A 14,139-nucleotide genomic window follows, 5' to 3' on the forward strand; every position below is an offset into this window, starting at 1 on the left:
CGCCGGGCTTTTTTTATCCTGTTATTCACACTGGGAATATCATTTCAAACGTAGCCCCTTTTCCCGGTTCGCCCTTCGCGGCAATAATGCCATGATGGTTCTCCACTATCTTTTTACACAACGCCAGTCCGATTCCCGTTCCTTTATAGGTCTGTTTGTCGTTCAGGCGCTGGAAAATCACGAATATCTGCTGCGCATACTGCTGCTCAAAGCCAATACCATTATCTGCAAAGGATATTTGCGCATATTGTAACGCGGGATCTAACTTAGCATATCGTTTTATCTCGTCGGCAGGTAACATCCGTGAGTTGATATTGATTTCCGGTTGTTCTTTGTCGGCAAACTTCAATGCATTGCCCATCAGGTTGGCGAACAGCTGTTGCAGCTGTGTGGTAACACCTTTGATGACTGGCAGTTTAGCGATCTTTACCACCGCTTTCTTTTGCTCGATCAGCAGGTCGAAGTCGGTGGTCACGTTTTGGAGTATCTTGTTCAGATCTACGCTGGCCAGTTGTTCCGGCACTTTGCTGAGCCTTGAATAGTGCAGCACATCACGAATCAGCGAAGCCATTCTGCGGGCGGAGTCGTTGATCTTTTCAAAGTATTGCCCGGCCACTTCTTTTTCTTCGAGATGTTCTTTCAGCAGCTCGGAAAATACCTGGATTTTGCGCAGCGGTTCCTGCAAATCGTGGCTGGCGATATAGGCAAATTGTTCCAGTTCGTGGTTCGATTTGAGCAGCAGTTCATTGCTGTGGTTGAGTTCCGACGTACGGTCGGTTACCTTTTTCTCCAGTTCGTCGGCACTGCTTTGGGCCAATTGTCTGGCCACTACCAGCTCTGTAACATCCTGCACCATCACTATTACATGTGTAACACGCCCGGTTTCGTCGGTTACCGGCTCGTAAACGCCGTTGTAATAGGCATTGCTCATATGGTCGATGTTGCGGCTGTAAGTCACGATCTTCTCCTTCTCCTTAAGCCGTTTACCCGTATGCATCGCTTCGGATATCATCCTGTAGGGCGACTGATCGCCTATTTCAGGGAATATCTCCAGTAACGGTTTATTCACCACCTGTTCCTGTTTACGGTTCCAGAAGTTCAGCATGGCTTCATTGGCCAGCTCCACCACCAGTGGTTCTCCACGCATAATGGCTACCGGGAAAGGTGTATGGTTAAACAGGTTGCGGAGGTGTTGTTCTGTTTCCCTGCGTATGGTGGCAATTTTTATCTGCGCCTTGATGCGTGCCTGTAACTCGCGGGCGGAAAAGGGTTTTACCACGTAATCGTCTGCCCCGATATCATACCCTTCTATCTTCGCTTCTTCGCCTGCCCGTGCGGAGAGAAGTATGACGGGCATGGATGCTGTAGAAGTGTTGCTTTTCAGGCGGTGTAACAGTTCAATGCCATCCATTACGGGCATCATCACATCCGAGAGTACAAGGTCGGGTGCTTCAATGGCTATTTTTTCGAGTGCCTGTTGCCCGTTCACTGCCGTGGTTACCCTGTAGTTTTTTTGCAGTAAACGCGCAATGTAATCGCGCATATCAATATTATCGTCCACCACCAGCACATGTGCCGGGGCCTGGATATTTGATATTATTTCCTGGGGTTGATGGGTGTGGGCATTTATCTTAGCCACTTCGCTGCCGGAGAGGCTCAGCACCTCGTTTACGTACATCTCGGGTAAGGTAGATTCGTAATCGGTTTGCTCCGTTTCAAATACGTGGCTGGGCGGCAGGTGTTCTTTGCCCAGTGGGATGGTGACCGTAAACAGACTGCCTTTGCCTACCTCGCTATCTACTTTAATTTTACCACCGTGCATGTTTACCAGCTCGCGCACGAGTGAAAGACCAATCCCGGTACCTTCGTGCGTGCGCCCGGTAGCATTTTTTACCCGGTGGAAACGCTCGAACATCAGGGGTAGTTCTTCCTTCGGGATGCCGATGCCTGTATCCTGTACGCGTAGTACGGCCAGCCCGTTTTCCTCTGTGATTGTTATTTTGATAGTGCCTTTAAGTGTGTATTTAAACGCGTTTGAAAGCAGGTTCAACACGATCTTTTCCCACATCTGCCGGTCTACGTAAACCAGTTGCGACAGCGGGCCGCATTGCACTTCGAAGTTAAGTCCCGCATGCTGGATAGCGGAACGGAAACTACCGGCAAGGTCGGTACTGAAGTTGCCCAGTTCCACCGGCGAAAACGATGCCTGCATCCTGTCTGATTCTATGCGGCTGAAGTCCAGCAATGTATTTACCAGCCGCAGTAAACGCAGGGCGTTGCGGTGAGTGGAGGTAATGTTGGCCTTATGAAGTTCAGGCAATACCTGTTGCGGATCATTCAGTAGTTCTTCCAGTGGCCCTAACATCAATGTAAGGGGCGTACGAAATTCGTGACTGATGTTGCTGAAGAAAGCTGTCTTGGCGCGGTCTATCTCCAGTAGTGCTTCGGTACGTTTGCGTTCTTCTTCGTAAGCCAGTACGTTCACGATTCCCGAAGCGATCTGGTCGGCCACCAGTTGCAGGAAGCCTGTGTATTTTTCGTCGGCTTTCCGGTAGGGGTTAAGACCTACCACCAGCGCAGCGAACGGGTATTTTTGTCCGGCCTGTATAATTGGCATTACCATTATTTGCCCAGGGCTTTTAGGCCAGTCGGTGCCTTTGGGTAATGGGCCAAAAATAGATTCAGCGTTGTCCAGTACAATGGGCTGGTTCAGTTTGCAGGCTTCTCCCAGTCGCCAGTTGTCGGTTTCGCCGTCACCCAGCCGCAGGTGTAATGGTGCTGCCCGGCCCGATAACTCGGCAGCGCTGCAACCTGCGAGGCGCGCTTCTGAGCAGTCGTTCTCGAAATGATATATCAGGCAAAAGGGGAAATCCTTTGCGTTTTGCTGTAGTACGGCCAGTGTTCTCTGGTAAGTTTCAGGAACGGTTTTGCTTTCCTGGATGCTTTTGCCCAGGTCCTTGAGCGTACGCATTTCGCGTTCGCCGGTAATGCGCCGGGTATCTTCGGTATTGGCGCAAATGATACCATGCGGCATACCATCGTCGCCGGGAACGGGGCTATAGGAAAAGGTATAATAAGTTTCTTCCGGATAACCGTTACGTTCCATAATAAGCAGCAGCGCTTCATCGTAAGTGCCGATGTTTTTGCTGATTGCCATTTCTGCACGGGGCCCTGCATCATGCCATATTTCTTTCCATACTTCCGCGGCAGGCTGTCCCAGGGCAGCAGGGTGTTTACCGCCAATGATACTGATATAGGCGTCGTTATACAGGTTTGTTAATCCGGGCCCCCACCACACGAACATGGGTTGGGAGGAAGTAAGGATAATGCGTACGCAGGTACGAAGGCTTTGCGGCCAGGTATCTACAGGCCCCAGTGGCGTTTGCGACCAGTCTTTACTCCTGATACGTTCTCCCAGTTCGCCGCCTCCGGTAAGAAAGCCGGGGATAGTCTGTTGCTCTGTATTCATGCTGGGGAAGGTGGCTTTTTATATTGATTAATCACTTGTTCAAGACGTTCAGAAAGTTGTTTAATACTGGGAGCCTTCACCACGTAATCTACCGCTCCCAAATTCCGGGTTTCCTCCATGTCGTGCGTTTCGGAAGATGTAGAATAAATGATAACAGGTACGCCCGACAGGTGGCGGAGTTTCTTCATTTCCACAAGCAGCTGTTTGCCCGCTACACGTGGCATGTTAAGGTCAAGAAAGATGAAGTCGGGAAGGATGCTCGCCTCTTCCGATAATTTCCTTAACGCCTCCATACCATCCGTAAAGGCGATGTAATGTACTTGTTCGTTTATGCGTTTGATGGCCAGCGAGAAAAACTCCAGGTCATCGGCATCATCGTCAATGAGCATGCATGTTAGCGGTTTCAAGCCAATGAGGTTAAATGGTTAAGAGATAGATCTTATTAAAGGCATTGTGGATATTGTTCCACAGGTATGTCTACATTCCGTCATTCCTGTTATGACATTAATAAGTAAATATCTAAATCTTACACTGTACTGCCACGGCATTCGCGCGTTTTTTGCAGACTGTGCAATTCTATTTTATTACAGTACATATTTTATACCGGGTTTCACATAAAAGAAACAGGCAGCCGCAAAGGCTGCCTGTTAGTAGTGTATGATGGCTCCTTAAACTGTTTCCTCGAATAACTCAGGGAAGTTGCGGAAAAGGTATTGATACATATCCCGTTTCAGGATATGATCTTCCGGAATTTCCTCATCGATCATGTTGTAACAATGCACACCTATCTTTTTCGCCTCTTCGCGGTCGCCCATTTCAAGGGTAACTTCAGAAAGGCTCCAGAAGTGTACGCCTGTTTCTATCGGCGACACTTCTTCCTGCGCAAAGTCCGATTCCAGTGTTTTTTTGATCAGTTCCCTGGCCGCTTCGTAGTTCTTAAGTTTACGTTCTATCATGGCCAGCTGATAAAAACTCTTTCCCAGCGACGGATGTGTAGGTTCATAATGCGTTTCTTCAATACGGATGTTTTGCTCAATAGCGGCTTTGGCTGCTTCAGTATTACTTAATTCATCTTCTGTAAGGGAAAGATGGTAGTAAAGGTTAGCCGTACGCAGGTCGTTTTCGCCATACTTAGCGATAATGCCCGGCAAACTTTTTTCCACAAGCAGTTTGGCAGCTGTAAAGTTGCCCAGGTTATTTTCTACGGCCGCCAGGTGATAATATAAGTCTGAAAGGTCGCGGCCTGTACCGGCTTTGTTTTCCAACTCCTGGGCATTGAGCATAGCATCTTTGGCAGCCTCCAGGTTGTCCAGGGCCTTTTCCATCAATCCTAAGTCAAAGTAATCGTTTGCCAGTGTGGGCTCGTCGGGATTTGTAGTTTCTTTCAGCAAGATGGCTTTTCGCAGGAAAACAGCAGCTTCTTCAAGGTTGCCCATTTCCACTTCCACGTTTGCTGCGTTGAAAAGTGCGCTTATTGTTGCAGTGTCGTTTTGCATCAGTCTGGTAGGTTTGTAAAAAACAGTACGCGGATAATCAGGGTGTGTAACAACAACCTGAAAGTACGAAAAAATGTGCGTTTGGTATGTCCTTCTTTTAGATGATCAATAATAATGCTTGTGCCACAGTATTTATGCCAGAATTTGCTGCGGCGCAGTTTCAAAATGTCCGGATGATGTCCGTAGTTACCGCAAAACTATACGCTAAACGGATTTTAACAAATTAATTCTTATTTGAAAAGATATGATAAATAATCTTATACTTATATTTGCAGCTCTAAAACCTCAGATTAGTATATGAAATTTATCCGTACCACACTGGCCTTTTTATTAGTGGCCGGTTTAGCACCCCAGCTGGCAACCGCCCAGAAAATAAAGCTGGTAAAAGGTGACATTAAAGCCTTTGCAGGAATCGATACCCTCAACACCGAATTTACCTACGATAACCTGGAAGTAGGTAAAGAAGGTAACGAGGAAAATTACATCGAAAGAAAAAAAGCCGAGTACAACAAAAAGGAAGCCGGTAAGGGTGATGCCTGGGCAAAGGCCTGGAAAGACGATCGTGCTTTCCGTTATGAGCCGAAGTTTAACGAATTGTTCACCAAACACTTCGAGCATCCTGCGGGGTCCTATAAGAGGGCTAAGTATACACTGGTAGTGCATACTTCTTTCATCGAACCTGGCTTTAACGTGGGTATAACGCGTAAAAGTGCTAAAATCGATACGCAGATCTGGCTGGTGGAAACCGCTGGCGATCACAAAGAGGCGATCGTGAAGTTTACCGTGGAAGATGCGCCGGGTGGCGATGCCATGGGCTTCGACTTCGACTCGGGCCTGCGTATTTCTGAAGCTTACGCTATTACCGGTAAAGCGTTGGCGAAATACATCAACAAAAAAATCTAAACCTGCTGGTTTAACCGCCTTTGAACACCGCACCGTCTCTTATATGCAGAGGGTGCGGTGTTCCGTTTTTGGGAGGGATAAAGTCGGCCTTTCCGCTTATATTTGTCGCCAAAGCAATTGGAGGTCGGGGTATGCAATCTGTGTTAACTCTTCTTAAACATCATTTCGGTTACGATCAGTTCCGCCATAATCAACAGGCTATTGTTGAAAATGTGCTGGCCGGAAAAGATACGGTGGTACTAATGCCTACGGGTGGTGGTAAATCTATTTGTTACCAGTTGCCAGCCCTGGCATTCGATGGTGTCACCATCGTAGTATCGCCCCTTATTGCTTTAATGAAAGACCAGGTAGACGCGCTGACCGCAAACGGAATTCCCGCCGCTTTCCTTAACTCCACGCTTAGTATGGCGGAGCAGCAAACGGTTTCGCACCAGTTGCGCAATAAAAGCCTTAAACTATTGTATGTAGCGCCCGAACGCCTGCTTGGCGACGGTAAGTTTATACAATACCTGCAAACGCTGGACATATCGCTGTTCGCTATCGACGAAGCGCACTGTATCAGCCAGTGGGGCCACGACTTCCGTCCGGAGTACCTGGGACTTGGACAGTTAAAACAGTTCTTTCCCCAAACACCGGTAATAGCGCTCACCGCCACGGCCGATTCGCTTACTAAAAAAGACATCATTCATAAACTGGAGCTGAAGGAGTATAAGGTCTACGAAAACTCTTTTAACCGCCCCAATATCAACTACTACATCCGCAGCAAACGTAATTACTTCGACCAGCTTACCGAATACCTGGAAGAACATAAGGACGACAGCGGTATCATATATTGCCTCTCCCGCGCCTCCACCGAATCGCTGGCCGAGGACCTGCAACGTGCAGGTTTTGCCGCCGCTGCTTATCATGCGGGCCTTGAGCGTAACGTAAGGGACGAGCGCCAGGAGAAGTTCCTGAAAGATGATATCCGCATTATGGTGGCCACTATCGCTTTTGGTATGGGCATCAATAAAAGTAACGTGCGCTTCGTGGTGCATGTGGACCTGCCTAAAAACATTGAAGGGTACTACCAGGAAACTGGCCGCGCCGGCCGCGATGGTATTAACAGCGATGCGATATTGTTTTACAGTCCGGGCGATGTGTTTAAACTCAAACGTTTCGCTACGGTTGACGGCAACGAGGAGCAGAGCGCCATCATGCTTAAAAAGCTCGACCAGATGGCTGGTCTCTGTGAAACTTTCCTTTGCCGCCGCAAATACCTGCTGAATTACTTCGACGAAGCAGCGCCCGACCAATGCGGTAGCTGCGACCGTTGTATGACGGAAGGGGAGAGGGAAGATGCGACCATTGCAGCACAGAAGATGCTCAGCGCTGTTTACCGCCTGCAGGAACGCTGGGGCATGAACTATGTAATTGACTTTTTGCGGGGCAGCGCATCGGTAAAAGACTTTCACCGCGATATTAAAACTTACGGGATAGGCAAGGAGTACAGCAAAGAGCAGTGGAAGCTGTATGGCCGTGAACTATTGCAACTCGGGTACCTGCAACTGGCGGGCAATGAGTTCCCGATTTTGAAACTCACCGATACCAGTTGGGAAGTGTTAAAAAACGGTCAGTCTGTGATGTTAACCAGGCAGGTGAAGGAAGAAAAAGTGCTGCGCGAGCCAGGTATGCCTGCAAAGGGCAAACCACATCCGCAGCAGGACGATTTGCTCAAGTTGCTTAAACAACTGCGCCGGGAGCTGGCCACACGCGATAATGTACCTCCCTATATTATATTCTCCGATGCCACGCTGGTAGAACTGGCAACTTACCTGCCACTCACGCTTACAGATATTTCAAAGATTTCCGGTTTTGGCGATGTGAAGCTCGCCAAATACGGCGATGCGTTTTTGCAGGCCGTGCAGGATTATTGCATCCTTAACCGCGTTCCCACGCAAATCCATCTTAAACCATCTTCATCGGCTCCCAAACGCAGCAGCGCGACGAAGCAAAAGCCTGCAGTGCCCTCCAGCAGCAATACACAGCGGCAAACGCTCCAGCTGTTCCTCGATGGTAATTCGGTGGACGATGTGGCTCATTTACGCAGCCTGGCACCTAATACCATACAGGCGCATTTAGCGGCCTTTATCCGCACCGGCGAGTTAGATGTACACGAACTGGTGCCAAGGCAGAAAATACCACCTATTTTGAACGCTATCGAACAAATAGGTGATGGTGCATTGAGCCCGCTCAAGGAAAGATTAGGCGATCAGTTTTCTTACGGAGAGATCCGTGCGGTGATCGCTTATAATCAATGGTTACAGGAGCAGGAGCAATAAATGTATATAAGTGTCGGTTTTACACCCAATTTAAATAAGTAATATCCGCGTATAAGATGGTAAAATCGGTAAAGTGTTAGCCCCTTCTTCACAGTAGTTTTATAGTGTCATAGTGACAATTAAGCATAGTTGCAAACGTTTGGTAGATATAGTGAGCAAGCCCCTTCGCAGTAAGCGTTTATCAACCTATCAGTTTTTAACAAAGATTATTTCAGCCAGGATCAGATAGAATACGAAAAATTGTGCATTTTAAAACAACACGGAATTGTCTACTGTAGTGGATTGTGTGTATAAACTCCGTTTAAACAATAAAAACTCATGTAGAATGGTAGCCGATACCGGTATTAGGTAAAAGGTGCCGTATTGCCCATTTTTTAACAAAGCTTAAAACATCAACCAAATTGCCATCTGGTATGGCAGAGGAAAACTATTGACTATACAATAAGGATTTTTGAGTACCCTGTTTAGGTAACACTGTTTATTTAGGGTGCATTGTATTCCACGAACGAGCCTGTGATAGCTTGAGGATTCTTATTGCCCTAACCTTTCTATATCATTTCATCTTCTAATAACAACAACAATGATGTATCAACCAAATTACAAACGGATGCTGGCGGCGGTGCTGATATGCCTGCTCATGCTCCCGCTGGCCGTACTAGCCCAGTTCAAGGTAACGGGCAAGGTCACCGACAAAAAGACCAACACCGTGGTGCCCGGTGTAGTGGTAAGAGAAAAGGGCACCAAACAGGGTACTACCGCAGGTGCGGACGGTACGTTCAGCCTCGACGTAAAATCGGGCGATGCCACGCTGCTGGTGAACTTTATGGGTTACATGCAGCAAACCATTACGGTGGGCGGCCGTAGTATGATAAATATCGAACTGGAAGAAGATGTAAAAGCCCTGAGCGATGTGGTAATCATCGGTTACCAGGATATTACACGCCGTAAAACCACCGGTGCGGTAGCTTCTGTAAAAGGTAAAGAAATAGAGAACACACCTTACGCAACCTTTGATGCGATGTTACAGGGCAGGGTGCCCGGCCTTACCGTGTTAACCACTACCGGTGAACCAGGCAGCAGCAGTATTGTGAATGTGCGCGGTTCTACCAGTGTAAACCCGGGCGGTGTAAGTGCACCGTTATATGTAATTGACGGTGTGATCTTCGATGTAAGTGATGTTCAGGCCACTTATGGCTTTTCCAACCCGCTGTCTGCCATCAACCCAAATGATATTGAATCAGTAGACGTGTTGAAAGATGCCTCTGCATCTGCTATTTACGGAGCGAGGGCAGCCAACGGCGTAATTATCATCAAAACAAAACGTCCGAAAAACGGAGCGCCGCAAATTCGTGTAGGCAGCTACATGGGTATTGCGGATAAACCTGCTATGAAACCCATGGTGGTGGGTGCCGATGAAAGGCGTATGAAGATGGACCTGCTGCAGAAGTACGGAGATTATTTAAGGAATCAGCAGTTAGATATGATGCTTACAGACAGTCTGAATCCAGCGTATAATAACAATACCGACTGGCAGGGACTGTTCCTGAAAAGAGCTACGATCAATAACGTAGATGCAAGCGTAGGTGCTGCATCGGACGTATTTGCTTACCGCCTGGCTTATGGATATTATAAGGAAGATGGTGTGATGAAGGGATATGACTTCATCCGTTCAAGCCCTCGTTTATTCCTGTCGGTAAAACCTACAAAACAACTGGAAATTTCTAACGACCTGTTTATCACATTTACAAAAGCAAGGCATGGCCGCGGTGATGGTGGCCGCTATCCTTTTTCTACATGGGGCTTCCCTGCATCATTCTGGAAAGTAGGCGATGCAGAAAAGAAGATTTTTACAGGTGATTTTGAGGATATGCTGGATGATGACCGTACCACTTCGGTGATGGGTAATACCCGGTTGTTATACACCTTCGTTCCCGGACTCGTATGGAACAGTAATGTGGCCTATAACTTCAGTACGGCCAGAAGGGATTATTTCAGGCCGGCCATCATGAACTGGGGCATTAACAGTGCTGAGAATAATGTAAACCAGATGCGCCGTTATGAGGTGGAAAACTACCTGATGTACAACAAAACATTGGCGGAAGACCATAGCATTTCAGCGCTGGTAGGGCAAGGCGTGGAAAAGCAGGTGCTTAATAATACTTACCTGTATGGTGCAGGTATAATAGCAGATGCTGTAAAAACAGTAACGGGTGTACCATCCGGACCTGACCTGAACGGTAATTCCGGTATTCAGGCCCGTACACGTTTGTCTTACTTCGCACGTGTAGGTTATGATTACAAAGGAAAATACCTGTTGCAGCTGAACTATCGCCGCGACGGATCTTCCCGTTTCTCCAAAAACGACCGCTGGGGCGAGTTTCCCTCCGCCTCTGTTGGTTGGGTAGTGAGTGATGAAGCCTTCTTCAGCAGCGTATTCAGAAATGCGGTTTCCTTCCTGAAATTCCGCGGTAGCTATGGTGTAACAGGCTCCGATCCACTGGATTATTACGCGCAGTACCAGGGCCTTGTGTCTGATGCCAGCTATGGCGGCTCCAATGTTAATGGCTCAGGCGGTGGTGCAATGTATACTTATAACGGCACCAACGTAATGTACCCTGATTATGCGAATACAAGTGCCGCTAATGGTATTACCTGGGAGCGCAGCCCGCAGTTTAACTTAGGTATGGACCTCAACCTGCTAAAAGATCGTATCCAGGTTACTGCGGATCTTTATCGCAGAGAGTCTAATGCGAAGGTATTTGATGTACCTGTAACAACTACCACTGGTTACACCCGGGTTAGAAACAACTACGTGGATGTGCTGAACCAGGGTGTGGAGCTGGCGATCAACTCTACCAACTTCTCTACCAAATCGGGCTTCATATGGCGTACCAATTTCAACATTGCCATCAACGAAAATATGGTGGCCCGTCTGCCGCAGGGTGGCCGCGACTTTAAGTTCGGGGATCCATGGTTACAGCGCTCTCTCACTGTTGGTCAGCCACTGTTCCAGATCAATGTGTGGAAGGTAGATGGAATTTACCAGACAGATGCCGAGGTACCGGTTGACCCATTGACGGGTAGACCGTTAAGGGCCGAAAATGGTAATCCTTTCCGTGCAGGCGACCCAATCCGCCGCGATCTTAATGGCGATTATATCGTAGATCTCCTGGACAAGGAAAATGCCGGTAACCCAAACCCCAAAATATCTGGTGGTTTAACCAACAGTTTTAGTTACAAAGGCTTTTCGCTGGATGTGCTGTGCACATTCTTCGCAGGCCGTAAATTATGGAACGGTTACCTGTCTGACAAATTGCAGGATGCCGGTTCAGCGGATCCTTATAACAGGTGGGGAGGTTATTCAGCAGTGGCATCCGATTTTGGAGACGATTTCTCCTTTTGGAGTGGCCCGGGTAGCACAGGCAATTTGCCCGGTCTGATCACGAACAGTGTTGAAAAATGGCATATATCTCAGTCCATTTTCGTAGAAGATGCCAGCTTCTTCAGGTTAAAGAACATTCGTCTTGGCTACAGCCTGCCCGAACGCTGGGTAAAACCCACGAAGCTGAAAGGCATCCGCTTCTACGGACTGCTGGACAACGTGTTCACCATTACTTCAGCTACTGTTCCTGATCCTGAAGCGGTAGGTTATGATGGTTATTCTTCCGGTAACGACTATCCCATCCCGAAGAAATGGACATTGGGCCTGGACATTAACTTCTAAAAACTAACATCATGAAGAAATTCTTTCTCTATATAACAATTGGTTGCACGATGCTTTTTGCATCTGGTTGCAGCAAGTTCCTTGACCAGGAACCGATCAGTAAGCCTACTGACCAAAACTTCTGGAAAAACGAAGCAGAAGGCAATTCTGCCGTGGCAGGCATTTATGCACTCCTGCGAAAAGCCCTTACCGGTGGAGATGCAGACCTGTATTTTGCCCATGGCGATTATCCGTCCGACGAGTTCAATGTGGACCGTGTAGGAGGCGATGCCAGGTCGGCAGCCGCCATCGACTGGTCTGTGTTCGTAGATACTAACAGTAAACCTTACAGGAGTATCGTGGCCTACCGCAGGTACGATAACTTCTACCGCATCATCGATCAGGCTAACCGTTGTATTAAACTGTTGCCTACCATTCCGCTGAGCGAGTACACTTCGGGCAACCCGGAAGCTGCACGCGATGCGCTTATGGCTGAAGCCTATTTCATGCGCGCTTATACCTATTTTTATATGGCGCGTGTGTGGGGCGATGTTCCCCTGGTGCTGGAGTCTGTAACTGACCTTGCCGGTGCGCCTTTGTTGGCCCGCACCCCGCAGGCTGAAGTACTGGCCCAATGCATAAAGGATTGTGAGGCTGCGCTTCCTAAATCAACTTATGGTCACCGTAGCTCGGCCGATCGTGGTATACGCGCAAATAAATCGGCAGTATTTGCTTTACTGGCTCATATCTACGCCTGGCAAGGAAATTACGCGAAAGTTATTCCTGCCGCAGATTCAGTAATCAGTAAAGGCGGATTCGCGCTGGCCGACAGACGTGCGATACCTGCAATGTTTTCCGCTACTGTTTCTTCAGAAGGTATATTTGAGATCGCGATGAGCAGCACTACTGAAGGTAACAGCAATGGCATTGCGTTTAAAACGCTGGTGGCCCCTTACCTGATGACCAATACCTCCACCATTCCGCCATATGGCCTCGATAAGAATCACTTGTACAGCACCACTAATCCGGATGCGCTGTTCACGAACCTTAACGACCTCCGTGCGCAACATGCTTTTGCATTTATGACAACCGGTCAGGAGCCTATCTGTATCAAGTATTCGAATATCGCTTACACGCAAACCGGCAATCAAAACCCTCTCGCGCGAAACAACATCATCATCTTCCGCCTTTCCGACATCGTGTTGCTGAAAGCCGAAGCTCTTGCTGCCACATCTGCTTTTGGCGATGCAAGAACAGCGCTCAATAGCATCCGTGCTGCGGCAGAAGCCGGCGATACCGACGCTACAGATGCAGGTCTTTTCGAAGCTGTAATACAGGAACGCGCTCGCGAGCTGTTCCTGGAAGGACACCGTTTCTACGATATGATCAGGCTGGCACGTGCAAAACAGGTATACAAATTCGGGGCAAAAATGGATGCCGCCAGTTTTGCTGCCGGTAAATATTACTGGCCGCTTGACATGTTGCTGCTCGTGCTCAACCCTAAACTTACCCAAACTCCATTCTGGGAAGGAAAACTTTAAAGCAAAACATCATGAAACTGAACATATTATTATTAGCGGTATGTGCCAGCCTGATGGTGGCCGTGAGCTGCAAAAAGGCCGATTATCTTACCGACAGTGGTGTACACTCGGCCAAAACGCCTCTTACTACGTATGAGTTTCTAAAGAACCATCCGTGGAAAAGCTTCGATACATTAGTTACCATCCTGGATCACTACGGTCTCCAGGAAGAAGTGAACGGCGCGGGTACTTTTTTCGCCGTCACTAACCGTTCCATCAGAAATTACATGAACATGAAGCAGGTGCAGACCGAGTTCTGGGACGAAAATGCAAAGTATACCATGGATAGCCTCTACCGCGACCTTACGGCGGATTCTATCCGTCAGTACATGTTTGCTGATAAGATCCCGGTTTCAGCTCTTACATCGGAGGATCCTGTTCTTAAATCCAGCCTCGCCGGCACAAGTATGGCCGTACGTAAAAGGAGGCAGCAGGTGAGTACCGATTTCTCATTCGAGCCGGTTTATTATCTCTACCTCGTTAAAGTTCGGGGAGGTTTGGATGATCCCAATAACCCGCCTTCAGGAAACGACCCAAATGTGGATGCAACGGTATTATGCCAAACCACCGGTATTGAAACGCAGAACGGTAAAGGGACTATCCTGCACGTACTGCAAAACAGCCATGGTTTTGTGCGGTTCTGACAATTGTTTATTACTTAACTGAA

8 protein-coding genes are annotated in these 14,139 nt (G+C 48.1%); 5 read left to right on the plus strand and 3 right to left on the minus strand.

What is annotated here, in order from left to right:
- Positions 1–25: 25 nt before the first annotated feature.
- The 3 genes from QZT80_RS10330 to QZT80_RS10340 form a co-directional block, all read right to left on the minus strand.
- The gene (locus tag QZT80_RS10330; RefSeq protein WP_295121415.1) at positions 26–3,469 is read right to left on the minus strand and encodes an ATP-binding protein; all 3,444 of its coding nucleotides are present in this window, start codon (positions 3,467–3,469) and stop codon (positions 26–28) included.
- Positions 3,466–3,858, minus strand: coding sequence for a response regulator (locus QZT80_RS10335; RefSeq protein WP_295121417.1), 393 nt, complete (start codon positions 3,856–3,858; stop codon positions 3,466–3,468). Before QZT80_RS10335 ends, QZT80_RS10330 begins: the two co-directional genes overlap by 4 nt.
- Before the next feature lie 279 nt (positions 3,859–4,137).
- Positions 4,138–4,965 carry a lipopolysaccharide assembly protein LapB gene (locus QZT80_RS10340; protein WP_295121419.1) on the minus strand — a complete coding sequence of 276 codons (828 nt, stop codon included), beginning with the start codon at positions 4,963–4,965 and terminating at the stop codon, positions 4,138–4,140.
- Between the two features lie 297 nt (positions 4,966–5,262).
- On the opposite strand from QZT80_RS10340, the gene QZT80_RS10345 reads away from it, so the two are divergent.
- The 5 genes from QZT80_RS10345 (at position 5,263) to QZT80_RS10365 (ending at position 14,116) form a co-directional block, all read left to right on the plus strand.
- Entirely contained in the window at positions 5,263–5,868 is a 606-nt protein-coding gene (locus QZT80_RS10345; protein WP_295121421.1) for a hypothetical protein, read from the plus strand.
- A gap of 131 nt (positions 5,869–5,999) precedes the next feature.
- Positions 6,000–8,189, plus strand: coding sequence for a DNA helicase RecQ (gene recQ / locus QZT80_RS10350; protein ID WP_295121423.1), 2,190 nt, complete (start codon positions 6,000–6,002; stop codon positions 8,187–8,189).
- 580 nt (positions 8,190–8,769) lie between these two features.
- Positions 8,770–11,913, plus strand: coding sequence for a SusC/RagA family TonB-linked outer membrane protein (locus QZT80_RS10355; protein ID WP_295121425.1), 3,144 nt, complete (start codon positions 8,770–8,772; stop codon positions 11,911–11,913).
- An 11-nt stretch (positions 11,914–11,924) separates the two neighbouring features.
- Entirely contained in the window at positions 11,925–13,433 is a 1,509-nt protein-coding gene (locus tag QZT80_RS10360) for a RagB/SusD family nutrient uptake outer membrane protein (protein WP_295121427.1), read from the plus strand.
- A gap of 11 nt (positions 13,434–13,444) precedes the next feature.
- Complete coding sequence (locus QZT80_RS10365; RefSeq protein ID WP_295121429.1) at positions 13,445–14,116, plus strand: hypothetical protein; 672 nt, start codon at positions 13,445–13,447, stop codon at positions 14,114–14,116.
- The last annotated feature ends 23 nt before the right edge of the window (positions 14,117–14,139 follow it).

It is taken from the genome of uncultured Chitinophaga sp., from assembly GCF_902168175.1.
GTDB lineage: Bacteria > Bacteroidota > Bacteroidia > Chitinophagales > Chitinophagaceae > Chitinophaga.

Coding starts and splice junctions, on each gene's coding strand:
- QZT80_RS10355 (WP_295121425.1), top strand. CDS start 8,770: ATGATGTATCAACCAAATTACAAACGGATGCTGGCGGCGGTGCTGATA.
- QZT80_RS10330 (WP_295121415.1), bottom strand. CDS start 3,469: ATGAATACAGAGCAACAGACTATCCCCGGCTTTCTTACCGGAGGCGGC.
- QZT80_RS10360 (WP_295121427.1), top strand. CDS start 11,925: ATGAAGAAATTCTTTCTCTATATAACAATTGGTTGCACGATGCTTTTT.
- QZT80_RS10340 (WP_295121419.1), bottom strand. CDS start 4,965: ATGCAAAACGACACTGCAACAATAAGCGCACTTTTCAACGCAGCAAAC.
- QZT80_RS10335 (WP_295121417.1), bottom strand. CDS start 3,858: ATGCTCATTGACGATGATGCCGATGACCTGGAGTTTTTCTCGCTGGCC.
- QZT80_RS10345 (WP_295121421.1), top strand. CDS start 5,263: ATGAAATTTATCCGTACCACACTGGCCTTTTTATTAGTGGCCGGTTTA.
- recQ (WP_295121423.1), top strand. CDS start 6,000: ATGCAATCTGTGTTAACTCTTCTTAAACATCATTTCGGTTACGATCAG.
- QZT80_RS10365 (WP_295121429.1), top strand. CDS start 13,445: ATGAAACTGAACATATTATTATTAGCGGTATGTGCCAGCCTGATGGTG.